Source organism: Bradyrhizobium sp. RDI18 (genome assembly GCF_043203335.1).
GTDB classification, from domain to species: domain Bacteria; phylum Pseudomonadota; class Alphaproteobacteria; order Rhizobiales; family Xanthobacteraceae; genus Bradyrhizobium; species Bradyrhizobium retamae.
The window spans coordinates 5,707,242-5,733,275 of sequence record NZ_JBICRN010000008.1; the positions used below are offsets into that span (position 1 = coordinate 5,707,242).

A 26,034-nucleotide genomic window follows, 5' to 3' on the forward strand; every position below is an offset into this window, starting at 1 on the left:
AACATGGACCCCGATCGCGACCTCGAAGCACTGAACCGCGACCAACTGGTCGCGGAGGTGAAGCGTCTAAGGGCCGGCATCCGCGCGCACCGCGACAGCACCGGTCACGACCTGTGCTGGCACCATCCCGATCTCTGGGGGCTGCTGCCCGAGCGGGTCACCCCCGAAGTGGCCGTCCCGCCGTGGCCGAAATTTTTGCGCGGCTGCCTGCGGTACAGGGAAGCGCTGGAACGCGAATTGCCCAGCGCGCCGCGGGCTGATTTTGAATATGATAAGGACGAGCCGTGAGAGAAGCGCGATCCGCACCTTCAGCTCAAGCCGTCATCACCCGCGAAAGCGGGTGATCCAGTAAGCGCCGGCGTCAATGGCCGAAACGCCGCGGTTAATCAACTGAAGCCGCGGCGTACTGGATACCCCGCGTCCGCGGGGATGACGGCCGATGGTGCGGCCTGCAATACTCTACCCCGCGATCTCAAGTCCCGCATTTGCGTAGACCACGCCGCCATCGACCGCGATGGTGTTGCCGATCACATAATCACCCGCGCGCGAGGCGAGATAGATCGCCACCCCCGCCATATCCTCGTCGGTGCCGATCCGCTTTGCCGGAATGCGCTTTGCGACTTCATCCGAATGGTCGCGGGCGGCCCGGTTCATGTCCGACTTGAACGCGCCCGGCGCGATCGCGGTGACATTGATATTGTCCTTGATCAGCTTCGTCGCCATGCGCCGCGTCAGATGGATCACGGCGGCCTTGCTCGCGGCGTAGGAATAGGTCTCGCTGGGGTTGACGAAGATGCCGTCGACGGATGCGATGTTGATGACCTTGGCCGGCCGTTCAGGCGAGGCCGCCGCGCGCAGCGGTTTCGCCAGCGCCTTGGTCAGGAAGAACAGCGACTTGACGTTGAGGTCCATGACCTTGTCCCAGCCGCTTTCCGGGAATTCGTCGAATTCTGCGCCCCATGCCGCACCTGCATTGTTGACGAGGATGTCGAGCTTCGGCTCCAGCTTGATGATCTCAGCGGCAAGCTTGTCGCAGCCCGCGACCGTCGAGATGTCGATCGGCAGTGCGATGCATTCACCATCATAGGCGGCGGAGAGCTCTTTGGCGGTCGCCTCGCAGGGACCTGCCTTGCGCGCGGTGATGTAAACCTTCGCCGCGCCCTGCGCGAGGAAGCCGGCCGCGATCATCTTGCCGATGCCGCGCGAGCCACCTGTCACCAGCGCGATGCGGCCGTTGAGCGAGAACAGATCCTTGAACATTGCGTTCCTCCATTTGCTTTGCCGGAGGTTTTGGGCGTGGCAGCAGGGCGAGTCAAGGAGCCCAACTTGGTCGTCCTGCGAACGCAGGGACCCATATGTGGACGGCCCCCGTGGCACAAGAGCTTTTTGAGTGAGATCGGATCGCTTGCATCCATATGTCCGGCCTGTGAATGCGGTGTGTTGACCGCTGGCCAAGATGGGTTGCGCGATGCGAGTTCCAAACAACCTAGCGGCCTGTTGGCGGCCAATGGGTCCCACGGATTGTCTCGCATCGTTGCTCGATCGCTCCATCTGCTCTTGCAGCTTCCGGGTCGGTCGGCGGACGAGCCGCCGGTCGGCCAACCTGTTTGACCTGTTTAAGCGGCAACTGCCGCCGTGGCATTGATCCGCGTCGCGTCGTACGCCTCCCCCGTGACCATCAGCTTCCAGGCGATGCGGGCCACCTTGTTGGCGAGCGCTACGGCCGCAAGCTTCGGCGGCTTGCGCTGGATCAATGCCAGCAGCCAGCGCGAGTGATGGCCGCGGCCACGCCTGGCCTGCTGGATCACCGCGGTCGCCCCGATCACCAGCAGGCGACGAAGGTCCTCATCGCCGGCCCGGGTGATCTTGCCGAGCCTGGTCTTGCCGGCGGTGGAATGGTCCTTGGGCGTGAGGCCGAGCCAGGCCGCAAAGTGACGACCGGAGCGGAACGCGCGCGGATCTGGTGTCTTCATCACCAGCGCCGTCGCCACGATCGGGCCGACCGAAGGGATCTTTGCCAGCCGGCGGCCCATGGCATCGCCACGGTGCCAGGCCATCAGCTTGGCCTCGATCGCCTCCAGCTCGCCCTCGAGCCTGGTGCATTCGCGGCCCAGCACCGTAAACAGCTCGCGCGCCATCGCGGGAAGCGTCTCGTCCTGGGCAATCTGCGCCAACAACGGCTCGATCTTGTCCAACCCCTTGGGCGCAATCAGGCCATACTCCGCCGCATGGCCGCGGATCGTGTTGGTCAACTGGGTGCGCCGGGCGATCAATCCATCGCGGATTCCTGTCAGCATCAATGCAGCCTGCTGCTCGGCGCTCTTTACCGGCACAAACCGCATGCTCGGCCGGCTCATCGCCTCACACAGGCCTTCCGCATCCCGCCAGTCATTCTTGTTCCGCGTCACATAGGGCTTCACCAATTGCGGAGCCATCAGCTTCACCTCATGGCCAAGCTTGCGAAGCTCCCGCGCCCAATATTGCGAAGCCCCGCAGGCCTCCATCCCGATCACGGTCGGCGGCAATTTGGCAAAGAACTCCAGCACCTGCTTGCGCGAAAGTTTCTTGCGCAACACCACCTGCTCCGCCGCATCAACTCCATGCAGCACAAAAATATACTTCGACGTATCCATTCCAATGCGGCTAATCTGCTTCACGGACGGCTCCCTTGTCTGAGATTTGCAACAACCTCATTCTGGCACACTGATGCCGTAGGGGGCCGTCCACACCATCAACCACGGGCTTTTGTTGTGTTAGGAGATAACTACTACATCGCCCGAATTGATAGGCCGCGGCGTATGGGTCCCTGCGAACGCAGGGACGACAGTTACACCGCGGTGGAAGTACCTACGCCGCGTCGATGCGACGAAAGCCGTTCCACATCGCGGTGGCGGCGCCGGAGGTCAGGACGGGGATGATCCGTTCGTCCTGGTAGTTGCCGTTCAGCGAGACCCGCTGCAGCGCGGTCATATGGCCGGCGCTTTCGGCGAAGATCATGCCCGGCCGCGTCGTGACTGCCGTCTTGAATCCCGCCGCCTTCGCCAGGGCGAATTCGCGCTGGCCCGCGGCGATCCGGTCGCCATAGGGATAGGCGAGATGAAGCACCGGCCGCTGCAACTTAGCTTCGATCCGTGTGCGGCTTCCGGTCAGTTCGAGCCAAACGGTCTCTTCGCTCTGCCGCGCCAGATTGCAATGCGTGATCGTATGCGCGCCGATCGTCACCAGCGGATCGTCCGCGAACCCCTTCAGTTCCTCCCAGGACATGCAGAGATCGCGGGCGATGAGAGACGCGTCGACGTCATGGCGCGTGCATAGCGCGGAGATTTCGCGCTGCAGGTCGTGTTCGGCCGGAAGTCGGCGCAGCCAGTCGTGCACGCGGTCGAAGGCGGCCTGCTTGGCCGCCGGCGTCGAGGTATCGAAGCGGATTGTTGTGCCGCCGATCGGGACTTCGATCGAGGCAGCCTTGGCGATCGCTTTTTCGAGCGCGACCCACCACACCCTACCAGTGCCTTCGGCGAAATCGCTCGTGACGTAAACGGTGAGGGGCGCGTCAAACTCACGCATCACCGGCAAAGCGTAATCGCAATTGTCGCGATAGCCGTCGTCGAGGGTAAAGCAGGCAAAGCGCCGCGCGAAATCCCGCTTTTGGAGTCGCTGATGCACCTCGTCCATGGTGACGATGTCGATGTCGAGCGCGCGGAGATGCGCGAGCATCGCGCGCAAGAACTCCGCCTCGACTTCGAGGTGATGATTGGGTTGAAACTCGCCGTCACGGCGCGGACGGACGTGGTGCAGCATGAAAATGACGCCGACGCCTGCGAAGATTGGTCGCAGCAGGTGGTGCGCTCCGGAGAAGTACAGCGCTTCCAGCCCGGCGCGAATGACGGTGTTGCGAAGCAGTTTCATCGAGATGCGGGGTTGCCCGGTTAATTACGGGGACGAAACTAGCGACAGACGGCTGAAGAAACTGTTAGCCGGACCGATTTCCGTCTCCTTTCGCGCCTGCGACATTTCGGGTTTGACAGCCCCGCAAGGGTTTGTTTTCTCTCCGTTCCAGACCCGGCGGGAACTCGAATGCGCGGACTTTTCAAGTGGAGTAGCAAATGGTGGCCGGGTGTGATTCCGCTGGTCATCTGCTGGGCTATCGCGGCCTGGACGAGCACCGAACCGCTGGAAATCGACCTGGCGCAGCGTTCGGCCGCAGCACTCAAGGGCACCATCCTCGATAAACGGCGGATATCGGTCGAAGGCCGTGACGTGACCCTGGCCGCAGACGCATTCTCGGAAGACGGCCGGCAGAGTGCGGTGGCTTCGGTGGAAGTGGTGCCAGGCGTGCGTTTGGTTAACGACCAGACCCGGCTCGTTCCCGAAGCCAAGCCGTTCGTCTGGTCGGCCGAACGCGACGTCGTCCGGGTAACGCTATCGGGTAGTTCGCCCCTGCCGGCGAGCAAGGGCCGGCTGATGGAGGCGGCTCGCGCCAGCCTCGGCGGCGTCGAAGTGGTCGACCGGACAGAATCTTGCGCGCGGGGCGCCGCCGCGTTTCGACAATGCCGCGCTGTTGCTGATCGACCAGATCGGCAAGCTGAAGGACGGCAAGATCACGCTGTCCGACACCACGGTCAGCCTGTCCGGCATGGCACGCGAACTCGGCGGCCGCGAAGCCATCGCCACCGCGCTGAAGAACTTGCCCGAGGGTTTTTCGGTCGCAGCCAACGAAGTCAAGGCACCGCCCTACATTTTCCAGGCCTACAAGGATCCCGTCGCGGTAACGCTGACGCTGACCGGCAACGTGCCCGACAACAACGTCCACGCCGCGCTGGTGGCGGCGGCGGGGCGCAAGTTCTTCAGCGAAAAAGTCGTCGACAATCTCAAGACGAGCATCGGCGCGCCCGCAGGCTTCGCCAACGCGGTGGTACCAGCGCTCGGCGCGCTGTCGCGGCTGTCGACCGGTACGCTAGTCGTCTCCGACCGCGAGGTGAAGCTGTCGGGCGATGCGCTCTATGAAGCCGCCGCCAGTCAGATCCGCGCCGGCCTCGGCAAGGACTTTCCGCAGGGCTGGCAGTTCAAGCCGGAAATCTCGGTCAAGCCGGCCGCGGCGCCGGTGGACGCGACGGTCTGCCAGCAATTATTTACCGAGCTGCTCGGCAAGGCCCGGATCCGCTTCGAATCGGGCAAGGCCGACATCGTCGCCGATTCCGCCGGTCTGCTCGATCGCCTGATCGAAACCGCGTTGCGCTGTCCGGCCGCCAATATCGAGATCGCGGGACATACCGATACCGACGGCGACGAGGCGGCCAACCAGGCGCTGTCCGAGAAGCGTGCGCAGGCAGTCGCCGACTATCTGGTCAAGGCGGGATTACCTGCCAACCGGTTCAGCGCGGTCGGCTATGGCTCGACGCAGCCGATTGCGGGTAACGAGACCGACCAGGGCAAGGCGCAGAACCGCCGCATCGATTTCGTGGTGAAATGAGCATGGCCTATCTGACCACATTCTACTGGGGCTGGCTCTTGGCATCGGTGCTGCTCGGCTTCGGCATGGGCTGGATATCCGTGGTTCAGCACGGCGAAGGCATCTCGCGGAAATGGCGGTGGGCGCTCTCGGCTTTGGTCGCGGTGCTGGTTGCAGCCGCGCTCGCGCGCGTCGTGCCCGGCCGTTTCGGCTACTGGCTTGATCTCGGCCTGATCATGTTCGCGCTCTACCTCTGCGGCTGTGCGGTCGGGTCATGGTTGCGCGACTGGGTGGTCTCGCGCAGTGCGCCGCCGGCTTGACCGCATCATGAGCCGGCCAGTTTTACCGCTGTCACTGTCACGGGTTGTTGACCGGTCCTGGCTATGCTCCGAAACCCCCATCGGGCGGCGGGAATGCAGTAAAACTGTGCTACCGCCGTCATCAACCACGCCTAATATGTTGAAGAAGCGCGTTTTATTGTCGTCAGGCGAATTCCACTCCGGCCCAAAACGCGCTACCAGAGGGGCAAGGGAGCCGCGTAGCGGCGGCGGGGTTCGCGCCATTGCCGTCGTCGCAGAAGCGCAATTCGAGGTGTAGATGCTGGAAGCAATACGCAGGGCAACTTCGTTTCTGCGCCAGAAACAGGTCCTGCATAAGCTCGGGGTCCTTATCAGCATCACGGTCATCGCCGTTGCGTGCTACGTGCTCTATCACATGCTCCGCGGCATCGACACCAACGAGGTGATCGACGCCATCAAGGGCACCGAGCCGCGGCGGATCGCGCTGGCGGCCCTGTTCGTGGCGGCGGGCTATTTCACGCTCACCTTCTATGACTGGTTCGCCGTCCGCGCCATCGGCCAGCGCCACGTACCCTACCGCATCAACGCGCTGGCCGCCTTCACCTCCTATTCGATCGGGCACAATGTCGGCGCCAGCGTCTTCACCGGCGGCGCGGTGCGCTACCGGATTTATTCGGCCTGGGGTTTGAACGCGATCGACGTCGCCAAGATCTGCTTCCTGGCCGGGCTGACCTTCTGGCTCGGCAATGCCGCGGTATTGGGACTGGGCATCGCCTACCACCCGGAAGCCGCGGCCGCGATCGATCAATTGCCGGCCTGGCTCAACCGCGTTGCGGCGTTCGGAATCATCATCGCCCTGGTCGGCTATGTCGCCTGGGTCTGGGCCCAGCCGCGCGGGGTGGGCCGCGGACCGTGGACGGTCACCCTGCCGGGCGGCCCGCTGACGCTCCTGCAGATCGCCATCGGCATCGTCGATCTCGGCTTCTGTGCGCTGGCGATGTACATGCTGGTGCCGGACGAGCCCGATATCGGCTTTGTCGTCGTCGCGGTCATCTTCGTCTCGGCCACCCTGTTGGGGTTCGCCAGCCATTCGCCGGGCGGGCTCGGCGTGTTCGATGCCGCCATGCTGGTCGGCCTCTGGCAGATGGACCGGGAGGACCTGCTCGCCGGCATGCTGCTGTTCCGGGTCCTCTATTATATTGGGCCTTTTGTCATATCTGTAATCTTGCTGACGCTTCGGGAGATTATCATCGGTGCGCGATCGAAGCGCCTGCGCCAGTTGGCGTCTGCCGCCGACCCCGAGCCGAGGCATGAGGCCCCCGTCTATGTGCGCGAGCGTGGAGACACCGGCGCCTGATGATGTGGCGGGCGCCTCGCGAATAGCGGAAGGAAAGCCTGCGTCCATGGCGATTGACGATTCGAACTCCTCCTCCTTCTTTGCACCGTGGCCGGACCGGTTGCGGCATTCGGCCATCATCCTGTTGGCCGCCGGACTGGCGCTTTGCGCGCTGGTGCTGCTGGCCGATCTCTCGCTGGCGCGTGCGGTAGCGGTCTTCATCTGCATCGCCGCCGCAGCGCTGGTGCCGTGGCGGCTGCATGATACCGTCGGTTCCCGCGAGGATGTCCGCGCCGTCAGTCCGGTTGAATCTGCTGCCGTCAGCGCGGTCGTTGCCGGCATGCCGGACCCGGCCGTGCTGCTCGACCGCGCCGGTCGCGTCATTCATCTCAATGCCGCGGCCGCCCAGCTCGCGCCAGCGCTGCGCAAGAACGAACTCGCCCAGTTCGCGCTGCGCTCTCCCGAGATCATCACCGCATTGCGCGAGGCGATCGCGACCAGCGAGCCGCGCCGCGCCAACTATCTCGACCAGGTGCCGGTCGACCGCTGGATGGAACTGATCATCACGCCGGTACCGGTGCCGACGCTGTTCGGCGGCACCGAACGATGCATGCTGATGACCTTCCACGACCAGACGCCGCTGCGGCGGGTCGAGGAAATGCGCGCCGATTTCGTCGCCAATGCCAGCCATGAGCTGCGCACGCCGCTCGCCGCCCTGTCGGGCTTCATCGATACGCTGCAGGGCCCGGCCAAGGATGATGCCAAGGCGCGCGAGCGCTTTCTCTCCATCATGCATGCGCAGGCAACGCGGATGGCGCGGCTGATCGACGACCTGCTGTCGCTGTCGCGGGTCGAGCTGTCGGCGCATGTCCGCCCGGAAGCTTGTGTCGATATCGTGCCGATCATTCGCCAGGTCGCCGACGGACTGGAGCCGCTCGCCAGGGAACGCCAGGTCGCGATCGAGATCGATCTGCCGGAGGCGCCGGTCGCGATTGCGGGCGATCGCGAGGAACTGCTGCGGCTGTTCGAGAACCTGATCGAGAACGCGCTCAAATATGGCGCGTCCGGCGGGAGGGTGATCGTGTCGCTGAACCAGGTCGCCGCGGGAGAGGGCGCGCCGGAAGTGCGCGTCATGGTCCGCGATTTCGGCCCCGGCATCGCGCCGGAACACCTGCCGCGGCTGACCGAACGCTTCTACCGGGTCGATGTCGGCGACAGCCGCGCGCAGGGCGGAACCGGGCTCGGTTTATCCTTGGTGAAACATATTCTTAACCGCCATCGCGGCCGGCTGTTGATCGAAAGCGTGCCCAAAAACGGCGCCACCTTCACCGCCTGTTTTCCTCCGGCGAAACCCCCGACGACGGCGTAAATACGAGCGATTTCAATCGCTTGTATATGTCATCCAACTGTCATCGAACCTTCGTAAAAGCTCTATCGACCGCTTCTACCACGGGCGGCATGAGCGCGATCGGGCGCAACGGCGCTTCGCTCAGAAATGGAGATCAACCATGAATTTCGTCAGGACAATCGTCGCCGCCGGCCTGGTCGCCGCGTCGACCTCGGCCTTCGCTGCCGATATCACCGGCGCGGGCGCCACCTTCCCCTTCCCGATCTATTCGAAGTGGGCTGACGCCTACAAGAAGGAGACCGGCAACGGTCTGAACTACCAGTCGATCGGCTCCGGCGCCGGAATCAAGCAGATCCAGGCCAAGACCGTCACCTTCGGCGCCACCGACGCGCCGCTGAAGGCCGAGCAACTCGAAAAGGACGGCCTGGTGCAGTGGCCGATGGTGATGGGCGCGATCGTGCCGGTCGTTAACCTCGAAGGCATCAAGCCGGGCGAACTGGTGCTGTCGGGCGAAGTGCTCGGCGACATTTATCTCGGCAAGATCAAGAAGTGGGACGATGCCGCGATCGCCAAGCTCAATCCGAAGCTGAAGCTGCCGGCAGATGCCATCACCGTGGTTCGTCGCTCCGACGGTTCGGGCACCACCTTCAACTTCACCGACTATCTCTCGAAGTCGAACGCCGAATGGAAATCCAAGGTCGGTATGGGCACCGCGGTCGAATGGCCGGTCGGCGTCGGCGCCAAGGGCAATGAAGGCGTCGCCGGCAATATCGGCCAGACCAAGAACGCGATCGGCTACGTCGAGTATGCCTACGCCAAGCAGAACAAGCTGACCCACACCGCGATGATCAACAAGGCCGGCAAGACCGTGCAGCCGACCATGGAAGCCTTCCAGGCGGCCGCTTCCAACGCCGACTGGGCCAAGGCTCCCGGCTACTACGTGATCCTCACTGACCAGCCTGGCGAAGCCTCCTGGCCGATCACTGCGGCGACCTTCATCCTGATGCACAAGGCTGCAACCGACAAGGCAGCCTCCCAGGAAGCCATCAAGTTCTTCAAGTACGCCTTCGAGAAGGGCGACAAGATGGCCGAAGAGCTCGACTACATTCCGATGCCGGACTCGGTCGTCAAGCTGATCGAAAAGACCTGGTCGTCGGAAATCAAGAGCTGATGACTCTTGTCCCGGACGCGGCGCGGCGTGCAACGCTGCGCCGCAGAGCCGGGACCCACGCGTCACCAAGAGCACGTCGCCCAACAAGTTCGGCCCCGGCCTAGCAGCGCATTGTTACCTCGCTGCGCTGCATCCGGGGCACGAGACGGATCAAGCAAGATCAAGTAGAAGTGCAGGGGACCAGCGTGGCAGAAATGGCGGTTGAAAGCGATGTTATGGAAGCTGCCGGACCCTATGATCGCGCCCGGGCCCTTAGCGCTTTCAAGCTTGGCGATGTCGCCTTCTACTGGATCACGCGCGCCTGCGCGATCTCGGTGCTCCTCATCCTCGGCGGCATCATCGTTTCGCTGATCATCGGCGCCTGGCCGGCGATCCGGGAATATGGCGCGGCGTTCCTGTGGACGCAGCGCTGGGCGCCGTCGGCGGACCCGCCGGTATTGGGGGCGCTGGGCCCGGTCTACGGCACGCTGATCACCTCCGTGATCGCGATGATGATCGCGATCCCCGTCGGCCTCGGGATTGCAGTGTTCCTGACCGAAATCTGCCCGATCTGGCTGCGCCGTCCGATCGGGCTTGCGGTCGAGCTGCTCGCCGGCATTCCCTCGATCATCTACGGCATGTGGGGCTTCTTCGTGCTGGGCCCGTTCCTGGCCAATACCTTCCAGCCCTTCATGATCAGCGTCTTCGAGGGCGTCCCGGTGCTGGGCACGATCTTCGCAGGTCCCCCTTCCTATCTCAGCCTGTTCAATGCGTCGCTGATCCTGGCGATTATGGTGCTTCCCTTCATCACCGCGATCTCGGTCGACGTCTTCAAGACGGTGCCGCCGGTCTTGAAAGAGGCGGCTTACGGCGTCGGCTGCACCACCTGGGAAGTCGTCCGCAATGTTGTCGTCCCCTATACGCGCGTCGGCGTGATCGGCGGCATCATGCTGGCGCTCGGCCGCGCGCTCGGCGAGACCATGGCGGTCACCTTCATCATCGGCAATTCATTCAAGATACAGTCCTCGATCTTCGCGCCCGGCACCACGATCTCGGCCGCGATCGCCTCCGAATTCGCCGAGAGCGACGGGTTGCACCAGTCCGGCCTGATCCTGCTCGGCCTGCTCCTGTTCGTGTTGACGTTCTGCGTGCTCGCGGCGGCGCGGCTGATGCTGTTGCGGCTGGAAAAGAAGGCGGGGAACTGACATGAACCCGATCTACGCGTCCCGCCGCCGCAACAATATCATCGTCAAGTTCCTGTGCCTCGCCGCCGCGCTGTTCGGCGTCACCTGGCTCGCGCTGATCCTGTTCACGCTGTTCTACAACGGTCTTGCCGGCCTCAATCTCGCGGTCTTCACGCAGGATACGCCGCCGCCGGGTTCGACCGATGGCGGGCTTCGGAACGCCATCATCGGCTCGATCATGATGACCGTGATCGGGGTCGGCATCGGCGCGCCGCTCGGTCTGTTCGCGGGAACCTATCTCGCCGAATACGGCAAGCACGACAAGCTCACCTCGGTGATCCGCTTCATCAACGACATCCTCTTGAGCGCGCCGTCGATCATCATCGGCCTGTTCATCTACGGCGCCATCGTGGTGCCGATGGGTGGCTTCTCGGCCTTTGCCGGCTGCCTCGCGCTGGCCGTGATCGTGATCCCCGTGGTGGTGCGCACCACCGAGGACATGCTGGGACTGGTGCCCAATCCCTTGCGTGAGGCGGCCTCCGCGCTCGGCATGCCGCGCTCGCTGGTGATCCGGCGGATCGCCTACCGCGCCGCGCGCGCCGGCCTGATCACCGGCGTTCTACTGGCCACCGCCCGCGTCGCCGGTGAAACCGCGCCACTATTGTTCACCGCGCTGTCCAACCAGTTCTTCAGCCTGGACCTGACCAAGACGATGGCGAACCTGCCGGTCACCATCAACAACTTCGTCCAGAGCCCCTATGTCTACTGGAAGCAGCTTGCCTGGAGCGGGGCGCTTCTGATCACGCTCACCGTGTTGGCGCTGAATATTGGCGCGCGCATTCTTGGCGCCGAGAGGACATCCAAATGACCGACATCTCCGTATCCGTGAGTAACGCAAGCGGGCCCGTTCCGCAGGCGGCGCTGCCCGAGGCCGCGCCGAAGGTGACCGCGCGCGGCCTGAACTTCTACTATGGCGAGCACCATGCGCTGAAGGACATCAACCTGACGCTCGGCACCCATCGCGTCACCGCCTTTATCGGCCCGTCCGGCTGCGGCAAATCCACGTTGCTGCGGATATTCAACCGGATGTACGATCTCTATCCGGGTCAGCGCGCCACCGGTCAGCTCTTGCTCGACCAGACCAACGTCCTCGACCCCAGGCTCGATCTCAATCTGCTGCGGGCCCGCGTCGGCATGGTGTTCCAGAAGCCGACGCCGTTCCCGATGACGATCTACGAGAACATTGCCTTCGGCATCCGCCTCTACGAGAAGATCTCCAAGTCGGAGATGGACGGCCGGGTCGAGAAGGCGCTGCGCGGCGGCGCGCTGTGGAACGAGGTCAAGGACAAGTTGAACGCCAGTGGCCTTTCGCTGTCCGGCGGTCAGCAGCAGCGGCTCTGCATCGCGCGCACGGTGGCGGTGCGGCCCGAAGTGATCCTGTTCGACGAACCGTGCTCGGCGCTGGATCCGATCTCGACCGCCAAGATCGAGGAACTGATCCAGGAACTGGCGGAGGATTACACCATCGCCATCGTCACCCATAACATGCAGCAGGCGGCGCGCGTCTCGGACAAGACCGCCTTCATGTATCTCGGCGAGCTGGTCGAATTCGACGACACCAACAAGATTTTCACCTCGCCGCGCGATCGACGTACCCAGGACTACATCACCGGCCGGTTCGGCTGAGCATGATCCGGAAAAGTGGGGACCGTTTTTTCGAACAGATCATGCTCAACAAGAAAACGAAATCATGATCCGTCCGATCGGCTCATGATTTGAGGAGATAGAAGATGGCTTCCGAACACACCGCCAAGGCGTTTGACAGCGACCTCCAGGAATTGACGCGTCTGGTCGCCGAGATGGGCGGCCTTGCTGAGCGCATGATCACCGAATCCGTCGACGCGCTGGTCCGCCGCGACGTCGCGCTCGGCAAGCACGTCGTCGCCACCGACGTCGAGATCGACCGCCTGCAGCATCTGATCGAGGAGCGCGCGGTGCTGACCATCGCCCGCCGCCAGCCGATGGCGATCGATCTGCGCGAGATCGTCGGCTCGATGCGGGTTGCCACCGATCTGGAGCGAATCGGCGACCTCGCCAAGAACATGGGCAAGCGCGTCGCGGCGCTGGAGAACGATTTCCAGCCGCTGAAACTGATGCGCGGCCTCGAGCACATGACGGATCTGGTGCAGTCGCAGGTCAAGTCGGTGCTGGACGCCTATGCCGCGCACGACCTGCCGGCGGCGATGGCGGTGTGGAAGGGCGACGAGGAAGTCGACGCCATCTGCACCTCGCTGTTCCGCGAACTCCTCACCTACATGATGGAGGATCCGCGCAACATCTCGTTCTGCATCCACCTGATGTTCTGCGCCAAGAACATCGAGCGGATCGGCGACCACGCCACCAACATCGCCGAAACCGTGTTCTACATGATCGAGGGTCAGCAGATGCTCGACAAGCGCCCGAAGGGCGACATGACGAATTTTGCCACGACCGTACCTAACACTTGAGGGAAGCAGGATGAGCGCGCGCATAATGGTGGTCGAGGATGAGGAAGCGCTGACCACGCTGTTGCGCTACAACCTCGACGCTGAAGGTTATGAGGTCGAAACTGTCGCCCGCGGCGACGACGCCGACACGCGGCTGAAGGAGCGCGTGCCCGATCTCGTCGTGCTCGACTGGATGCTGCCGGGGCTCTCCGGCATCGAGCTGTGCCGCCGCTTGAGGGCTCGCCCCGAGACCAAGCAATTGCCGATCATCATGCTGACCGCGCGCGGCGAGGAGAGCGAGCGCGTGCGGGGGCTGGCGACCGGCGCCGACGATTACATCGTCAAGCCGTTCTCGGTTCCGGAACTGCTGGCGCGGGTAAAGGGCCTGTTGCGGCGGGCAAGCCCCGAGCGGCTCGCCACCGTGCTGACCTATGGCGACATTGAACTCGATCGCGAAAAACGCCGCGTCGCGCGTTCGGGCCGCCAGATCGATCTCGGCCCGACCGAGTATCGCCTGCTGGAATTTTTCCTCGAGCATCCCGGCCGCGTCTTCAGCCGCGAGCAGTTGCTCGACAGCGTCTGGGGCCGCGACATCTATATCGATGAGCGCACCGTCGACGTCCACATCGGCCGCCTACGCAAACTGCTCAACCCCGGCCGCGAGCAGGATCCGATCCGCACCGTCCGCGGCGCAGGTTACGCGCTGGACGACCGGTTTGCGAAGGTGGAGCCGTAGCGCTCTACTGTCGTCGCCACGAGTTCAACCGTCGTCCCCGCCTAGTGCGCAATTGCGCACGGGGCGCGGGGATTCATAACCACAAATCTAGATTGTTGAAATGCGCTGGAGCTCCAGCGAAGCATAACCACAGACAACTGTGATTATGGGTCCCTGCGTTCGCAGGGACGACATCGTTGAGATAACGGCGCGCGCCCTTACCTGGTTTGCTTCGGCTGCTGCCTCCGCCGATCGGCGGCGGGCTGGTAGGCGATGCGCGAGTGGTGGGCGCAATAGGGCAGGCCCGTGAGCGCCTTGCCGCCGCAGAAGAAGAATTCCGGGCTCGAGGGATCGCCGACCGGCCAGTGGCAGGTGGCCTCGTTCAGTTCGAGCAGCGACAGCCGCTGGCTCATCGGCACGACGTTGTCGAAGGCGATCGGATCCGGCTCCATCTCGACTTCGAAGGCGTGTGCCAGCGCGGTGTTGCCGCGCGAGACCGGGCGCGACACCCGCATCATCGGCTGGGCGGGGCGTGCCTTGCGCTGCCGCGGGGCGGCCGAGGAGGGGCTCTTGGCACGGCCGGAAAGGCCCAGCCGGTGCACTTTGCCGATCACGGCGTTTCGCGTCACATTTCCAAGTTCCGCGGCGATCTGGCTCGCCGACAGTCCGGCTTCCCAGAGCTTCTTAAGCTGTTCGACGCGATCGTCGGACCAGGTCAAAACCGTCATCGTACTCTTCCCTTCGCATCGCGCCGGCCAATCGGGGGCAGCGCTGGCGAGTCATTCGTCTCAAAAATCCCTGCGGTCAGAATCCCTTAGCCCTCGCCGGACGCGCTAACCGCGCCGAACGTTTACGCCTGCACAAAAAGGACTCTAAGGGATCAGAACTGCCGCACGAGATGTCGTACCCGACAGCCCAAAGGCTACAATATGGCGTGACTCGGGCGCAAGAGTCCGGGCCCGAACGTCCACATGTTCTGACATCTAGGCATTTCACTGCGTGTTTTCCACCACACCGCAATCTTACGGATTTTAGCACCTTGCACTGCAGGAAAGGCGGCTCCGTGGCGTGTTGACAGCGCCCCACGCCCACATAGAATGCCTCTCACGTGCCGCCCTTAAGAGGCGGCACGTTTCGTTTTCGCAAGACCGGCTGTTGCCGCGTTCGCGCCAATGCACGCTCGCGGCAGGTCTCAAAGGCAGGTCTTAAAGGCCGGTCTCAAACCTCAGTGATTGCCATGACCAATAGCGCCACGTCGCATCTGCTCCCCGTCTTCGCCAGGGTCGATCTCGGATCTGAACGCGGCGAGGGCTGCTGGCTGACCGCCACCAATGGCGAGCGCTATTTGGACTTCACCTCGGGCGTCGCGGTGAATGCGCTCGGTCACTGCCATCCGCACCTGATCGCGGCGCTGCAGGAGCAGTCGACGAAACTCTGGCACATGTCGAACCTGTTCAAGTCGCCCGATGGCGAGAAGCTCGCCGCGCGGCTCTGCGAGCAGAGCTTTGCCGACCTCGTGTTCTTCTGCAATTCCGGCGCGGAGGCGATGGAAGGCGTGATCAAGGTCGTGCGCCGCTATCAATTCTCCAAGGGCCATCCCGAGCGCTATCGTCTCGTCACCTTCGAGGGCGCCTTCCATGGCCGCACCCTGGGCACGCTCGCAGCAACCGGCTCCGCCAAATATCTCGAAGGCTTTGGGCCGCCGATGGACGGTTTCGACCAGGTGCCGCATGGCGATCTCGAAGCGGTCAAGAAAGCGATCGGCCCGCAGACCGCGGGCATCCTGATCGAGCCGGTGCAGGGCGAGGGCGGCGTGCGCTCCGCGCCGCAGTCTTTCTTCAAGGCACTGCGCCAGCTCTGCGACGAGAAGGGCCTGTTGCTCGCGTTCGACGAGGTGCAGACCGGCATGGGCCGCACCGGCGATCTCTTTGCCTATAAGCGCGTCGGCGTGACACCGGATGTGATGTCGCTGGCCAAAGCGTTGGGCGGCGGTTTCCCGATCGGCGCGGTGCTGGCGACGGCGGAAGCCGCAAGCGGCATGACGCCGGGCTCGCACGGCTCGACCTTCGGCGGCAATCCGCTGGCGATCGCAGCCGCCAATGCCTTGCTCGACGTGATGCTGAAGCCCGGCTTCTTCGATCACGTGCAGAAGATGTCGCTGCTGTTGAAACAGAAACTGGCCTCCGTCGTCGACCGCTATCCCGCCGTGCTGTCGGAAGTGCGCGGCGAGGGGCTTTTGGTCGGCGTCAAGGCTGTGGTGCCGTCGGGCGATCTCGTCAACGCATTGCGCGACGAGAAATTGCTTACCGTCGGCGCCGGCGACAATGTGGTGCGGTTCCTGGCGCCGCTGATCGTCACCGAGGCCGAGATCGAGGAATCCGTGCAAAGGTTGGAGCGCGCCTGTGTCGCGCTGTCCGCTGGCCAGTTGAAGAAGGCGGCGGGATGATGAGCAAGTCCGTCCGTCACTTCCTCGACATCAACGAGCTGCCGTTAGACGAATTGCGCAGCATGCTGGCCTTGAGCGCCACCATGAAGGCGAAGCTGAAAGCGCATGAGAAGGGCAAGAAGCCGCTCGAAGGCAAGACGCTGGCGATGATCTTCGAACGCCCCTCGACCCGCACCCGGGTGTCGTTCGACGTCGGCATGCGCCAGCTCGGCGGCGAATCCATCATGCTGACCGGTGCCGAGATGCAGCTCGGCCGCGGCGAAACCATCGCCGACACCGCGCGCGTGCTGTCGCGCTATGTCGATGCGATCATGATCCGCATCCTTAACCACGACGCGCTCCTGGAATTAGCCGCGCACGCCACCGTGCCCGTGATCAACGGCCTGACACGGCGCTCGCATCCCTGCCAGGTGATGGCCGACCTGATGACCTTCGAGGAGCATCGCGGGCCGATCGAGGGCAGGACCGTGGCCTGGACCGGCGACGACAACAACGTGCTGGCCTCGTGGGCGCATGCAGCCGAGCGTTTCAAGTTCAAGCTCAATGTCGCAACCCCGCCGCAGCTTGCGCCGAACAAGGCGATGAAGGACTGGATCAAGGCGACGCAGGCGCCGATCGTGCTCGGCACCGATCCCGAAGCCGCCGTGCGCGGCGCCGATTGCGTTGTTACGGATACGTGGGTCTCGATGGGCGACAAGGACGGCGAACATCGCCACAATGTGCTGAAGCCCTATCAGGTCAATGCGAAGCTGATGTCGCTGGCGAAAAAGGACGCGATCTTCATGCACTGCCTGCCCGCCCATCGCGGCGAGGAGGTCACCGATGAAGTGATCGACGGCGCGCAGTCGGTCGTGTTCGACGAAGCCGAAAATCGCCTGCATGCGCAGAAAGGCATTCTGGCCTGGTGCTTTAACGAAGTGGCATGAGCGTTGTCGTCCCTGCGGCTCCGTCGTCCCTGCGGACGCAGGGACCCATACGCCGCGGCCCAGATGATTGAAGGCAGTGGCTGACGCTCTGCCTGACTCACGACGCCCTGTGGTTATGGGTCCCTGCATTCGCTGGAGATAGTTTCGCTGCTCTCAAGCCCCTTCCGTTTTGCATTCCGAATCCCCAGATAGAGCGCCATGGTTCCTGAATCCCCCGACATGAAAATCACGATCGAGGCGCCAATCCGCGCGCCCTCGTCCGTTCCCGTCGATGATGCGGTGCTGCCGTTCGAGGTCGCCTCGCTCGACCAGCGCGGACGGCTGACCCGGCTCGGCCCCGCGCTCGACGACATCCTGACCAAGCACGATTATCCGGCGCCGGTCGGAAAATTGCTTGGTGAAGTGATCGTGCTGGCGACGCTGCTTGGTTCGGCGCTAAAGTTCGATGGCCGTTTCATTTTGCAGACGCAGACCGACGGTCCGGTGTCGTTTCTGATCGTGGATTTCCAGTCGCCGGATCGGCTGCGCGCCTATGCGCGCTACGACGCAAGGCGGCTGAAGGACGGGCAGGATTCAGGCGCCCTGCTCGGCAAGGGCCATCTCGCAATGACCATCGATCAGGGCGCGGACATGAGCCGCTACCAGGGACTGGTGGCGCTCGACGGCGGCAGCCTCGAGGATGCCGCGCATGAATATTTCCTGCGCTCCGAGCAGATCCCGACCCGCGTGCGGCTTGCGGTCGGCGAGGAATGGCGCGGCGGCGACGGCGGCAAGCATCGCTGGCGCGCCGGAGGCATGCTGCTGCAATTCCTGCCGCAGGCGCCCGAGCGGGCGCGGCAGGCCGACCTGCATCCGGGCGACGTGCCGGAAGGCGCGGTGACGCATCAGGTGGCGGAAGACGACGCATGGGTGGAAGGTCAGTCGCTGATCGGCACCGTCGAGGATGTCGAACTGATCGATCCCGATCTGTCGGGCGAGCGCCTGCTGTATCGCCTGTTTCACGAGCGCGGCGTGCGCGTGTTCTCGCCGCTCTCCTTGCGCGCACAATGCTCCTGCTCGCGCGAGGCGGTCTCCGCGATGCTGAAAAGCTTTGCACCGAAAGACCGCGCCGAGATGGTCAAGGACGACAAAGTGGTGGTGACCTGCGAGTTCTGCTCCTCGGTCTACCAGTTCACCCCGCATGAAGCGGGCGTGGAGGAGTAGGGGGCCGTAGGGTGGGCAAAGGCGCGCCAGCGCCGTGCCCACCATCCATCATCGAGCACGCTTGATGGTGGGCACGCTTGCGCTTTGCCTACTCTCATATGAGGGCCGCTCGTCAATTCAACACCCGCTTATTATCCGGGCTGTCCAGCGAGAACGTCGGCACGTCGATCTCGAAACGCTCGCCGCTTTCGCTGACCATTTGATAGCGCCCGGTCATGAAGCCCGATGCGGTCGGCAGCGGCACGCCGCTGGTATATTCGAAGCGTTCGCCTGGCGCCAAAACAGGCTGCTCGCCGACCACGCCCTCGCCGCGGACTTCCTGCTTGCGGCCGGTGGCGTCGGTGATGATCCAGTGCCGGGTACGAAGCTGCACGGTCTCGGCGCCGGTATTGGTGATGACGATGGTGTAGGACCAGAAATACTGGCCCTTGTCGATCGACGAGCGCTCGGGAAGGAAGTTCGGCTCGACGGTGACTTCGATCTGGCGGGTGACGGCGCGGTACATGCGGGCAAGCTTCCGGAAATCCTGTGTCGCATCATAGCCGGGAATGCCGGGGGAACCAATCTCCGCTGCGCCGGGTTGCCGCTTGCTTCATCGCGGTTTCAACATAGTTCCGTTCTAGAGCGCAGCCGCGCTGCCCGGCCCCGGACCTTCCGCTTGCGTATCCCTTGCGTATCTGGTGTGCAAGTTGCGGGCCGGTATTGTCTTTTCCGGACAGTGCACGCGTAGAAGCTCAACTGCCCAAACGGTGCCAGATGTCGTCCATTGCCGATCCAGTCGCCGGAACGCCTCGCAGCGATGCCAAGGCCGGCGATGCCAAGGCCGCCGCTGCATCTTCCGCGCCGGCGATTGCGTTCCCGGTAGCTGGCGAGCGCGAATTGCGGCTCGACCTGTTTCGCGGCATGGCGCTGTGGCTGATCTTCATCGACCATCTGCCGACCAACATCCTGACCTGGTTCACGATCCGCAACTACGGATTTTCCGACGCCACCGAGATCTTCATCTTCATCTCCGGATACACCGCCGCCTTCGTCTACGGCCGCGCGATGCTCGAGGCCGGCTTCGTGGTGGCGACCGCGCGCATCATGCGGCGCGTGTGGCAGATCTACGTCGCCCATGTGTTCCTGTTCACGATCTTCCTGGCGGAAATATCCTACATCGCCACCCGTTTCGAGAACCCGCTCTACAGCGAGGAAATGGGCATCATGGATTTCCTCAAGCAGCCTGACGTTACGATCATCCAGGCGCTGCTGCTCAGATTCCGTCCGGTCAACATGGACGTGCTGCCGCTCTACATCGTGCTGATGCTGTTTCTGCCGATCATCCTGTGGCTGATGAAGTGGCGGGCCGACGTCGCGCTGGGACTATCGGTGCTGCTCTACGCGCTGACCTGGCACTTCGACTGGTATCTCACGGCCTATCCGAGCGGTTTCTGGATATTCAATCCGTTCTGCTGGCAGTTGCTGTTCGTGTTCGGTGCCTGGTGTGCGCTGGGCGGTGCGCAGCGCATGTCCCGCATCCTGTCGTCGCCGGTGACGCTGTGGATTTGCGTTGCCTATCTGCTGGCGGCGTTCTTCGTCACGCTCACCTGGCACATTCCGCAACTCAGCTTCCTGATGCCCAAGCGGATCGAACAGTGGATGTACCCGATCACCAAGACGGATCTGGACGTGCTGCGGTTTGCCCATTTCCTGGCGCTGGCCGCGCTCACCGTGCGCTTCCTGCCCAAGGATTGGTCGGGCCTCAAATCGCGCTGGCTGCGACCATTGATCCTGTGTGGCCAGCACTCGCTTGAGATATTCTGCCTCGGCGTCTTCCTGGCCTTTGCAGGACACTTCGTGTTGGCCGAAGTCGGTGGGGGTGCCCTCACGCATGCCCTGGTCAGTCTTGCCGGTATCCTCATCATGTGCGGCATGGCGTGGGTGATTTCGTGGTACAAGCATTCGGCCGACAAGGGAGCCTCGAAAACGAAAAGTACGGCAATCAACGCCGATATGGCCGGAGGAAGCGCATGACGCCCGGCTCGGGAACTGTGCTGGTCCTGACGCTGCTTGCGGGCCTTGCAGCGGCCGGATTGGCTCGTGCCCAGGATGCCGCCCCCCAGGCTTGCGAAGTTCCCCCCTACCTCCTCTCCACCGAGAGCACGCTTCCGAAGGTGGCCGAGGCCGTCAAGAACGCCCGGCCGCTGACCGTCCTGGTGGTGGGCAGCCGCTCATCGACCATCTTGTCGTCCGAAAACAGCGCCTATCCGGCCAGGCTGCAGGCAGCGCTGAAGGAGAAGTTGCCCTCCACCCCAATCAATCTCTCCGTAGAACTACAGACCGGCAAGACCGCCGAGGAGGTGGACGCAGGCCTCGTTAAGCTGGTGGAAGCAAAACGGCCTACTTTGGTCATCTGGCAGACCGGAACCGTCGATGCTATGCGATCCGTCGATCCCGACGATTTTCGCGGCGCCGTCGACGAGGGCGTTGCTGCGCTGCAAAATGCCGGAGCCGACGTGGTTTTGGTCAATCTGCAATACAGCCCGCGCACGGAAACGATGATTTCGGCGCCGCCGTACCTAGATAATATGCGCGTGGTGGCGCAGCAGCATAATGTTCCGCTGTTCGATCGGTTCGCCATCATGCGCCACTGGAACGACGCTGGAGATTTCGATCTGTTCAGTACCTTTCATGGCACCGACATGGCCAAGAGGGTTCATGCCTGCCTCGGCCGCGCGCTGTCGAAATTCGTGCTCGATGCGGCCCGCCTCGATCAGGCGCAGCAGAACTAGGAACCGGCGTTAATGAGTTCTCACTGCCCTTTTCGTTTGTCGACATTGCTGACTGTCTTCGCCGCGGGCCTCGCGCTGTTGATTCCTGCCTCGGTGTTGCCGCTGCATGCCCAGACGCCTTCGCAACAAACCGGCCAGCAGGCGACGCTGTCCGATGGCGCCAAAGCCGAAAACGACCCGGAAAAGAAACCCTCGGCTGAAAGCGTTCCGCCGCTGGCTGCGCCGGCGGCTACTGGCAATCCGGCCGCGCAGAAGGGCGTCACCGGCAAAGCGATCGACAAGGTGAAGGAAGTCGCGAAATCGGCCGGCGACATCTTCAGCCGCGTTCCCTGCCTGCCGCCGAAGGGCGCTTCCAAAGCGATGGGATCGCTGCCGCGTGTCGCGAACAAGCTCGTCGCGGGGCAGCCAGTGGTGATCGTCGCTTTCGGATCGTCATCGACCCAGGGGTACGGCTCCAGTTCACCGGAATTCACTTATCCGAACCGGCTCGCGGCGCAGCTACGTCGCAAATATCCGACGGCCGACATCTCCGTCGTCAATGCCGGCAAGGGCGGCGAGGACGCGCCGGAAATGATGAAGCGGCTGCAGACCTCCGTGATCGACTTGCATCCGGATCTGGTGATCTGGCAGGTCGGCACCAATGCGGTGCTGCGCAACCTCGATCCTGCCGAGACCGTCAAGCTCATCGACGAAGGCATCGCACGCATTCAGGCTGCGGGCTCCGACGTCGTGCTGATCGATCCGCAATATTCGCCGCGGGTCAACGAGCACGCCGAAAGCGCCGGCAAGATGATGAAGCTGCTGAACAAGACGGCCGAGCTTCGCAAGGTCGGCGTCTTCCCGCGCTTCGCGGTGATGAAGGACTGGCACGAGCGGCAGGCGATTCCGATCGAGAATTTCGTGATCGCCGACGGCCTGCACATGAGCGATTGGGGCTATGCCTGCTTCGCCCAACTGCTCGGCGACGACATCATCAAGTCGGTCGGCCAGATCAAGCTCGGCGTCGCCGTGCCGTCGGACGTGCGAGCCTATCGGCCGATGTAGCCGAAGCACGATCCGCGCCGTCGTCCCTGCGAACGCAGGGGACCCATACGCCGCAGCCCCGGCGATTAGAAGCGGTGGTTGGTTGACGCCTTGCTTAACTCACCGCACCCTGTGGTTATGGGTCCCTGCGTTCGCAGGGACGACGCCTGTTGTGTGGCTACGCGCGTAGCGAGCTCACGCCTTCTCCAGCGCCTGCGCAAAGTCCTCGATCAGATCATCCGCATGCTCGAGCCCGGCCGAGAAGCGGATAAAGCCTTCGCTGATGCCGAGCTCGGCGCGCGCCTCCGGCGTCAGCCGTTGATGCGTCGTGGTCGCAGGATGGGTGACGAGGCTCTTGCTGTCGCCGAGATTGTTGGAGATGCGCGAGATCTGCAACGCATTGAGGACCCGGAAGGCGGCCGCCTTGCCGCCCTTGACCTCGAAGCCGATCAGCGTCGAGCCGCCGCGCATTTGCTTCTTCACCAGCTCCGCCTGCGGATGATCGGCGCGGCCAGGATAGATCAATCGCGCAATCTTCGGATGGCTTGCCAACGCCTCGGCGATTTTCGCCGCGTTGTCGGTCTGCGCCCGTACCCGCACGCCCAGCGTCTCCAGTCCCTTGAGCAGGACCCACGCGTTGAAGGGCGAGAGCGATGGCCCGGTCTGGCGCATGAAGTTGTGAATGTGCTCTGCGATGAAGGCTTCGGACGAGAGAATAATGCCGCCGAGGCAGCGCCCTTGACCGTCGATATGTTTGGTTGCGGAGTAGACCACGACATCGGCGCCGAGCGAAAGCGGGCTCTGCCAGATCGGCGTGGCAAAAACGTTATCGACGACCAGCCGTGCGCCGCCCTTGTGCGCGATCTCGGCAATCGCCGGAATATCGAGCACATCCAGCGTCGGGTTGGTCGGGCTCTCCAGGAAGAAGGTCTTGGTGTTGGGCCGCAATGCGCGCTGCCATTGGGCGAGATCGAGGCCGTCGACCAGCGTCGTTTCGATCCCGTAGCGCGGCAGGAGGTCCTGCACGACGTAAAGGCACGAGCCGAACAGGGCTTTCGAGGCCACCACATGATCGCCGGCCCTGAGCGGTGCGAGGATCGCGGTCGTCACCGCGGCCATGCCGGTGGCGGTGGAGCGAGCAGCTTCCGCGCCTTCGAGCTCGATCATTCGGCGCTCGAACATTGAAATCGTAGGATTGGAATAGCGCGAATAGATAAAGCCGGGATCCTCGCCCTTGAAGCGCGCCTCGCACTGCTCCGCGCTGTCGTAGACATAGCCTTGGGTGAGGAACAGCGCTTCCGACGTCTCGCCGAATTGCGAGCGCAGCGTGCCGCCATGGACGAGGCGGGTTTCGGGACGAAAACGCTTGGTAGAACCAACTTCAGACATGTGACCTCCGTCGTGACCACCGGAAAATGGTCACAAAAAACCGGCCTGGAAGAATTTCCACAGGCCGGGATCACACGTGTCCCCGGCCTGTTTAGCTACTTATTTAACGTGGCTGCAAGCCGGCCGGCTCAAATCACCACGGGATAAGTCATGCTGATATTCGCTTGCGCCCTTTCAGTCAAGGCAGCCATCGGATAACCCCTAAAAGCCCATATTTACGAGGTTTGGATGATATTTGGGCATCCAGGGCCACCTCAGAGGACCGCGCCGTGTCGTTCACGCTTCCGCCCGACGGTAACGGAATTCTACCCGACCGCATGATCGCGGCGATGGCGGATGCGGGCCTCATCTTGCCGGCCTATCCCTTTGTCGAGAGCCAGATCCAGCCCGCAAGCCTCGATTTGCGCCTCGGCGACGTTGCCTATCGGGTACGCGCGAGCTTCCTGCCTGGGCCGGGCGCGACCGTTGCCGAGCGCATCGACGAACTGAAGCTGCATGAAATAAATCTCTCCGACGGCGCGGTGCTGGAGACCAATTGCGTCTACATCGTGCCGCTCCTGGAAAGCCTGGCGCTGCCGCCGGAGATCGTGGCCGCCGCCAATCCGAAGAGCTCGACCGGACGGCTCGACGTCTTCACCCGCGTGATTGCCGACGGCACCCGTCGCTTCGATATGATCGGCGCGGGCTATCACGGCCCGCTCTATGCCGAGATCAGCCCGAAGACGTTTCCGGTGCTGCTGCGCGAGGGCTCGCGGCTATCACAAGTGCGCTTCCGCACCGGCGACGCCATCCTCAATGCCGACGAGCTCGACGCGCTGCATGGCGCCGAGCGCCTGGTCGATATCGATGACGCCGATCTCGCCAATGGCGTGGCGCTGTCGGTCGATCTCTCCGGCGAGAACACAGGCGGATTCGTCGGCTACCGCGCCAAGCGCCATACTGGTGTGGTCGATATCGACCGTCGCGGCGGCTATGCGGTCGACGAATTCTGGGAGCCGATCCCGGCTCGATCAGACGGCAGCCTCATCCTCGATCCCGGCGAGTTCTACATCCTGGCCTCGAAGGAGGCCGTGCAGGTGCCGCCGGATTACGCCGCCGAAATGGTGCCGTTCGATCCCCTGGTCGGCGAATTCCGCGTGCACTACGCCGGATTCTTCGATCCCGGCTTCGGCTATGCCGGTGCCGGCGGGCAGGGCGCGCGCGCCGTGCTCGAGGTGCGCTCGCGCGAGGTGCCGTTCATCCTCGAACACGGCCAGATCGTCGGCCGTCTGGTCTACGAGAAAATGCTGTCACGGCCCGATGCGATGTACGGCCAGCGCATCGGTTCGAACTATCAGGCGCAGGGCTTGAAGCTCTCCAAGCATTTCCGGGTCTGACCGCTTGCGCGGATCGCACCTCAGTCACGGACATCAGAGATGAACTCGCCGATCTGCGCAATCGCCTGACGGGCTTCAGGCAACACTGGCACGAACAATTGCCAGACGTGCGGCATGCGCCGCCAGATCTCGAGTTTGCTGCGCGGATTGTGCGACTGCAGCTTCTCCGCCATGCGGACAGCGTCGTCCCTGAGAATTTCATCGCTGCCGACCTGAATAAGCACCGGCGGCAATCCGGCGGGATCGCCGTAGAGCGGCGAAGCATAGGGCGTACGCGGATCGGCTCCGCCGAGATAGAGCTTCGCCAGGTCGGGGAGATCCTCGACATTCAGCATCGGATCGGCCGCTGCATTCGTCTTCAGCGAAGCGCCGGTCAGGGCAAGGTCAGTCCAGGGCGACAAGGCGACGGCCGCGGCCGGAAGCAGCTTGCCATCGTCACGCAGCCTCAACAGCAGGCCCAGCGCCAAGCCGCCGCCGGCGGAATCTCCCACCACGAACAATTGACGGACGTCGGGGGCATTGCCGGCAAGCCAACGATAGCTCTCGACCGCATCCTCAAGCGCCGCCGGAAAGACATGCTCGGGAGCCAACCGGTATTCGAGCGCCCAGACGCGGGCTTGCAAAGCGTCGGCAATCCGCCAGAGGAAGTGCCGGTAATGGACCGGTGCGCCGGAAACATAGGCGCCGCCATGGAGATAGAGCACGTTACGCTCGGGCCGGGATGCCGGCATGGTAACCCGGTGAAATCGCACCCGGCCGGCCTCGATCTCGACCGTTGCGCTCCGGGCGGGCGGATGCGGCACAAACCGTTCCATCGCACGCATGTTCCGCCGCCATGCCTCGACATCGAGACTTCCGCCGCGCCGCTTGAGCAGCATGCGAATACCAATGCGCAAAAGTTCGGCTCGCAGGCTCATGGCGGCCCTTGCG

At 63.4% G+C, this 26,034-nt stretch carries 24 protein-coding genes, 1 pseudogene and 1 riboswitch; of the genes and pseudogenes, 18 read left to right on the top strand and 7 right to left on the bottom strand.

The window, feature by feature from the left end; translation table 11 throughout:
- Window positions 1–3: 3 nt before the first annotated feature.
- Window positions 4–288 (top strand): hypothetical protein, encoded by a 285-nt coding sequence (locus ACFXS9_RS36605; RefSeq protein WP_392697929.1) that lies wholly within the window; start codon window positions 4–6, stop codon window positions 286–288.
- A 171-nt stretch (window positions 289–459) separates the two neighbouring features.
- Here the strand turns inward: ACFXS9_RS36605 and ACFXS9_RS36610 are convergent, their stop codons facing one another.
- The 3 genes from ACFXS9_RS36610 to ACFXS9_RS36620 all read right to left on the bottom strand — a co-directional run bounded on the left by ACFXS9_RS36610 (window position 460) and on the right by ACFXS9_RS36620 (window position 3,906).
- A complete protein-coding gene (locus tag ACFXS9_RS36610; RefSeq protein ID WP_392697932.1) occupies window positions 460–1,260 on the bottom strand; it encodes an SDR family oxidoreductase in 801 nt (266 codons plus the stop codon).
- Window positions 1,261–1,616: 356 nt separating this feature from the next.
- Window positions 1,617–2,657 carry an IS110 family transposase gene (locus ACFXS9_RS36615; protein ID WP_392690879.1) on the bottom strand — a complete coding sequence of 347 codons (1,041 nt, stop codon included), beginning with the start codon at window positions 2,655–2,657 and terminating at the stop codon, window positions 1,617–1,619.
- 190 nt (window positions 2,658–2,847) lie between these two features.
- Window positions 2,848–3,906: a polysaccharide deacetylase family protein gene (locus ACFXS9_RS36620; RefSeq protein WP_392697935.1), complete on the bottom strand. Its 1,059-nt coding sequence runs from the start codon at window positions 3,904–3,906 to the stop codon at window positions 2,848–2,850.
- 168 nt (window positions 3,907–4,074) lie between these two features.
- Between ACFXS9_RS36620 and ACFXS9_RS36625 the strand changes: the two are divergent.
- The 10 genes and pseudogenes from ACFXS9_RS36625 (at window position 4,075) to phoB (ending at window position 13,988) form a co-directional block, all read left to right on the top strand.
- A pseudogene (locus tag ACFXS9_RS36625) lies at window positions 4,075–5,470 on the top strand (OmpA family protein).
- A 2-nt stretch (window positions 5,471–5,472) separates the two neighbouring features.
- Complete coding sequence (locus tag ACFXS9_RS36630; protein ID WP_392697938.1) at window positions 5,473–5,769, top strand: hypothetical protein; 297 nt, start codon at window positions 5,473–5,475, stop codon at window positions 5,767–5,769.
- Between the two features lie 277 nt (window positions 5,770–6,046).
- Entirely contained in the window at window positions 6,047–7,105 is a 1,059-nt protein-coding gene (locus tag ACFXS9_RS36635; protein WP_392697941.1) for a lysylphosphatidylglycerol synthase domain-containing protein, read from the top strand.
- A 46-nt stretch (window positions 7,106–7,151) separates the two neighbouring features.
- Window positions 7,152–8,453, top strand: coding sequence for an ATP-binding protein (locus tag ACFXS9_RS36640; protein WP_392697944.1), 1,302 nt, complete (start codon window positions 7,152–7,154; stop codon window positions 8,451–8,453).
- A gap of 139 nt (window positions 8,454–8,592) precedes the next feature.
- Window positions 8,593–9,603 (top strand): phosphate ABC transporter substrate-binding protein PstS, encoded by a 1,011-nt coding sequence (pstS, locus tag ACFXS9_RS36645; protein ID WP_392697947.1) that lies wholly within the window; start codon window positions 8,593–8,595, stop codon window positions 9,601–9,603.
- Between the two features lie 185 nt (window positions 9,604–9,788).
- A complete protein-coding gene (gene pstC, locus ACFXS9_RS36650) occupies window positions 9,789–10,787 on the top strand; it encodes a phosphate ABC transporter permease subunit PstC (protein ID WP_392697950.1) in 999 nt (332 codons plus the stop codon).
- A 1-nt stretch (window position 10,788) separates the two neighbouring features.
- Window positions 10,789–11,634 (top strand): phosphate ABC transporter permease PstA, encoded by an 846-nt coding sequence (gene pstA / locus ACFXS9_RS36655; RefSeq protein WP_392697953.1) that lies wholly within the window; start codon window positions 10,789–10,791, stop codon window positions 11,632–11,634.
- On the top strand, window positions 11,631–12,452 hold the full coding sequence (gene pstB, locus ACFXS9_RS36660; RefSeq protein ID WP_392697956.1) for a phosphate ABC transporter ATP-binding protein PstB: 822 nt from the start codon (window positions 11,631–11,633) through the stop codon (window positions 12,450–12,452). The genes pstA and pstB overlap by 4 nt, the downstream gene beginning before the upstream one ends.
- A gap of 104 nt (window positions 12,453–12,556) precedes the next feature.
- On the top strand, window positions 12,557–13,273 hold the full coding sequence (gene phoU, locus ACFXS9_RS36665; RefSeq protein ID WP_392697958.1) for a phosphate signaling complex protein PhoU: 717 nt from the start codon (window positions 12,557–12,559) through the stop codon (window positions 13,271–13,273).
- 10 nt (window positions 13,274–13,283) lie between these two features.
- Window positions 13,284–13,988 carry a phosphate regulon transcriptional regulator PhoB gene (gene phoB / locus ACFXS9_RS36670; RefSeq protein ID WP_392697961.1) on the top strand — a complete coding sequence of 235 codons (705 nt, stop codon included), beginning with the start codon at window positions 13,284–13,286 and terminating at the stop codon, window positions 13,986–13,988.
- Between the two features lie 197 nt (window positions 13,989–14,185).
- Here phoB and ACFXS9_RS36675 read toward each other — a convergent pair whose 3' ends face one another.
- Window positions 14,186–14,695 carry a GcrA family cell cycle regulator gene (locus ACFXS9_RS36675; protein ID WP_028351833.1) on the bottom strand — a complete coding sequence of 170 codons (510 nt, stop codon included), beginning with the start codon at window positions 14,693–14,695 and terminating at the stop codon, window positions 14,186–14,188.
- Between the two features lie 509 nt (window positions 14,696–15,204).
- Between ACFXS9_RS36675 and ACFXS9_RS36680 the strand changes: the two genes are divergently transcribed.
- The 3 genes from ACFXS9_RS36680 to ACFXS9_RS36690 all read left to right on the top strand — a co-directional run bounded on the left by ACFXS9_RS36680 (window position 15,205) and on the right by ACFXS9_RS36690 (window position 18,542).
- Entirely contained in the window at window positions 15,205–16,413 is a 1,209-nt protein-coding gene (locus ACFXS9_RS36680) for an aspartate aminotransferase family protein (RefSeq protein ID WP_392697964.1), read from the top strand.
- Window positions 16,413–17,339, top strand: coding sequence for an ornithine carbamoyltransferase (gene argF, locus ACFXS9_RS36685; protein WP_392700202.1), 927 nt, complete (start codon window positions 16,413–16,415; stop codon window positions 17,337–17,339). Before ACFXS9_RS36680 ends, argF begins: the two co-directional genes overlap by 1 nt.
- A 198-nt stretch (window positions 17,340–17,537) precedes the next feature.
- The gene (locus ACFXS9_RS36690) at window positions 17,538–18,542 is read left to right on the top strand and encodes an Hsp33 family molecular chaperone (protein ID WP_392697967.1); all 1,005 of its coding nucleotides are present in this window, start codon (window positions 17,538–17,540) and stop codon (window positions 18,540–18,542) included.
- A 112-nt stretch (window positions 18,543–18,654) separates the two neighbouring features.
- Here the strand turns inward: ACFXS9_RS36690 and apaG are convergent, their stop codons facing one another.
- Window positions 18,655–19,047 carry a Co2+/Mg2+ efflux protein ApaG gene (apaG, locus tag ACFXS9_RS36695; RefSeq protein WP_392697970.1) on the bottom strand — a complete coding sequence of 131 codons (393 nt, stop codon included), beginning with the start codon at window positions 19,045–19,047 and terminating at the stop codon, window positions 18,655–18,657.
- Between the two features lie 251 nt (window positions 19,048–19,298).
- On the opposite strand from apaG, the gene ACFXS9_RS36700 reads away from it, so the two are divergent.
- The 3 genes from ACFXS9_RS36700 to ACFXS9_RS36710 are packed head-to-tail and all read left to right on the top strand — an operon-like array spanning window position 19,299 to window position 22,360.
- The gene (locus tag ACFXS9_RS36700) at window positions 19,299–20,558 is read left to right on the top strand and encodes an OpgC domain-containing protein (protein WP_392697973.1); all 1,260 of its coding nucleotides are present in this window, start codon (window positions 19,299–19,301) and stop codon (window positions 20,556–20,558) included.
- Window positions 20,555–21,316 carry an SGNH/GDSL hydrolase family protein gene (locus ACFXS9_RS36705; RefSeq protein ID WP_392697976.1) on the top strand — a complete coding sequence of 254 codons (762 nt, stop codon included), beginning with the start codon at window positions 20,555–20,557 and terminating at the stop codon, window positions 21,314–21,316. Before ACFXS9_RS36700 ends, ACFXS9_RS36705 begins: the two co-directional genes overlap by 4 nt.
- Window positions 21,317–21,361: 45 nt before the next feature.
- A complete protein-coding gene (locus ACFXS9_RS36710) occupies window positions 21,362–22,360 on the top strand; it encodes an SGNH/GDSL hydrolase family protein (protein WP_392697978.1) in 999 nt (332 codons plus the stop codon).
- Between the two features lie 174 nt (window positions 22,361–22,534).
- On the opposite strand, the gene ACFXS9_RS36715 is transcribed toward ACFXS9_RS36710, so the two are convergent.
- A complete protein-coding gene (locus ACFXS9_RS36715; RefSeq protein ID WP_392697981.1) occupies window positions 22,535–23,728 on the bottom strand; it encodes an O-succinylhomoserine sulfhydrylase in 1,194 nt (397 codons plus the stop codon).
- 70 nt (window positions 23,729–23,798) lie between these two features.
- Window positions 23,799–23,878: riboswitch (SAM riboswitch) on the bottom strand.
- A 119-nt stretch (window positions 23,879–23,997) separates the two neighbouring features.
- On the opposite strand from ACFXS9_RS36715, the gene ACFXS9_RS36720 reads away from it, so the two are divergent.
- Window positions 23,998–25,104 carry a 2'-deoxycytidine 5'-triphosphate deaminase gene (locus ACFXS9_RS36720; protein WP_065747618.1) on the top strand — a complete coding sequence of 369 codons (1,107 nt, stop codon included), beginning with the start codon at window positions 23,998–24,000 and terminating at the stop codon, window positions 25,102–25,104.
- Between the two features lie 20 nt (window positions 25,105–25,124).
- On the opposite strand, the gene ACFXS9_RS36725 is transcribed toward ACFXS9_RS36720, so the two are convergent.
- Entirely contained in the window at window positions 25,125–26,021 is an 897-nt protein-coding gene (locus ACFXS9_RS36725; RefSeq protein WP_392697984.1) for an alpha/beta hydrolase, read from the bottom strand.
- Window positions 26,022–26,034 lie beyond the last annotated feature (13 nt).

What these genes read in the sequence shown, in the direction of transcription:
- apaG (WP_392697970.1), bottom strand. Translation starts at nt 19,047, where the DNA reads ATGTACCGCGCCGTCACCCGCCAGATCGAAGTCACCGTCGAGCCGAAC.
- ACFXS9_RS36680 (WP_392697964.1), top strand. Translation starts at nt 15,205, where the DNA reads ATGACCAATAGCGCCACGTCGCATCTGCTCCCCGTCTTCGCCAGGGTC.
- ACFXS9_RS36620 (WP_392697935.1), bottom strand. Translation starts at nt 3,906, where the DNA reads ATGAAACTGCTTCGCAACACCGTCATTCGCGCCGGGCTGGAAGCGCTG.
- ACFXS9_RS36605 (WP_392697929.1), top strand. Translation starts at nt 4, where the DNA reads ATGGACCCCGATCGCGACCTCGAAGCACTGAACCGCGACCAACTGGTC.
- ACFXS9_RS36640 (WP_392697944.1), top strand. Translation starts at nt 7,152, where the DNA reads ATGGCGATTGACGATTCGAACTCCTCCTCCTTCTTTGCACCGTGGCCG.
- ACFXS9_RS36725 (WP_392697984.1), bottom strand. Translation starts at nt 26,021, where the DNA reads ATGAGCCTGCGAGCCGAACTTTTGCGCATTGGTATTCGCATGCTGCTC.
- ACFXS9_RS36705 (WP_392697976.1), top strand. Translation starts at nt 20,555, where the DNA reads ATGACGCCCGGCTCGGGAACTGTGCTGGTCCTGACGCTGCTTGCGGGC.
- pstS (WP_392697947.1), top strand. Translation starts at nt 8,593, where the DNA reads ATGAATTTCGTCAGGACAATCGTCGCCGCCGGCCTGGTCGCCGCGTCG.
- ACFXS9_RS36700 (WP_392697973.1), top strand. Translation starts at nt 19,299, where the DNA reads ATGTCGTCCATTGCCGATCCAGTCGCCGGAACGCCTCGCAGCGATGCC.
- argF (WP_392700202.1), top strand. Translation starts at nt 16,413, where the DNA reads ATGAGCAAGTCCGTCCGTCACTTCCTCGACATCAACGAGCTGCCGTTA.
- ACFXS9_RS36630 (WP_392697938.1), top strand. Translation starts at nt 5,473, where the DNA reads ATGGCCTATCTGACCACATTCTACTGGGGCTGGCTCTTGGCATCGGTG.
- ACFXS9_RS36690 (WP_392697967.1), top strand. Translation starts at nt 17,538, where the DNA reads ATGGTTCCTGAATCCCCCGACATGAAAATCACGATCGAGGCGCCAATC.
- phoB (WP_392697961.1), top strand. Translation starts at nt 13,284, where the DNA reads ATGAGCGCGCGCATAATGGTGGTCGAGGATGAGGAAGCGCTGACCACG.
- pstA (WP_392697953.1), top strand. Translation starts at nt 10,789, where the DNA reads ATGAACCCGATCTACGCGTCCCGCCGCCGCAACAATATCATCGTCAAG.
- ACFXS9_RS36635 (WP_392697941.1), top strand. Translation starts at nt 6,047, where the DNA reads ATGCTGGAAGCAATACGCAGGGCAACTTCGTTTCTGCGCCAGAAACAG.
- ACFXS9_RS36610 (WP_392697932.1), bottom strand. Translation starts at nt 1,260, where the DNA reads ATGTTCAAGGATCTGTTCTCGCTCAACGGCCGCATCGCGCTGGTGACA.
- ACFXS9_RS36715 (WP_392697981.1), bottom strand. Translation starts at nt 23,728, where the DNA reads ATGTCTGAAGTTGGTTCTACCAAGCGTTTTCGTCCCGAAACCCGCCTC.
- phoU (WP_392697958.1), top strand. Translation starts at nt 12,557, where the DNA reads ATGGCTTCCGAACACACCGCCAAGGCGTTTGACAGCGACCTCCAGGAA.
- ACFXS9_RS36675 (WP_028351833.1), bottom strand. Translation starts at nt 14,695, where the DNA reads ATGACGGTTTTGACCTGGTCCGACGATCGCGTCGAACAGCTTAAGAAG.
- pstB (WP_392697956.1), top strand. Translation starts at nt 11,631, where the DNA reads ATGACCGACATCTCCGTATCCGTGAGTAACGCAAGCGGGCCCGTTCCG.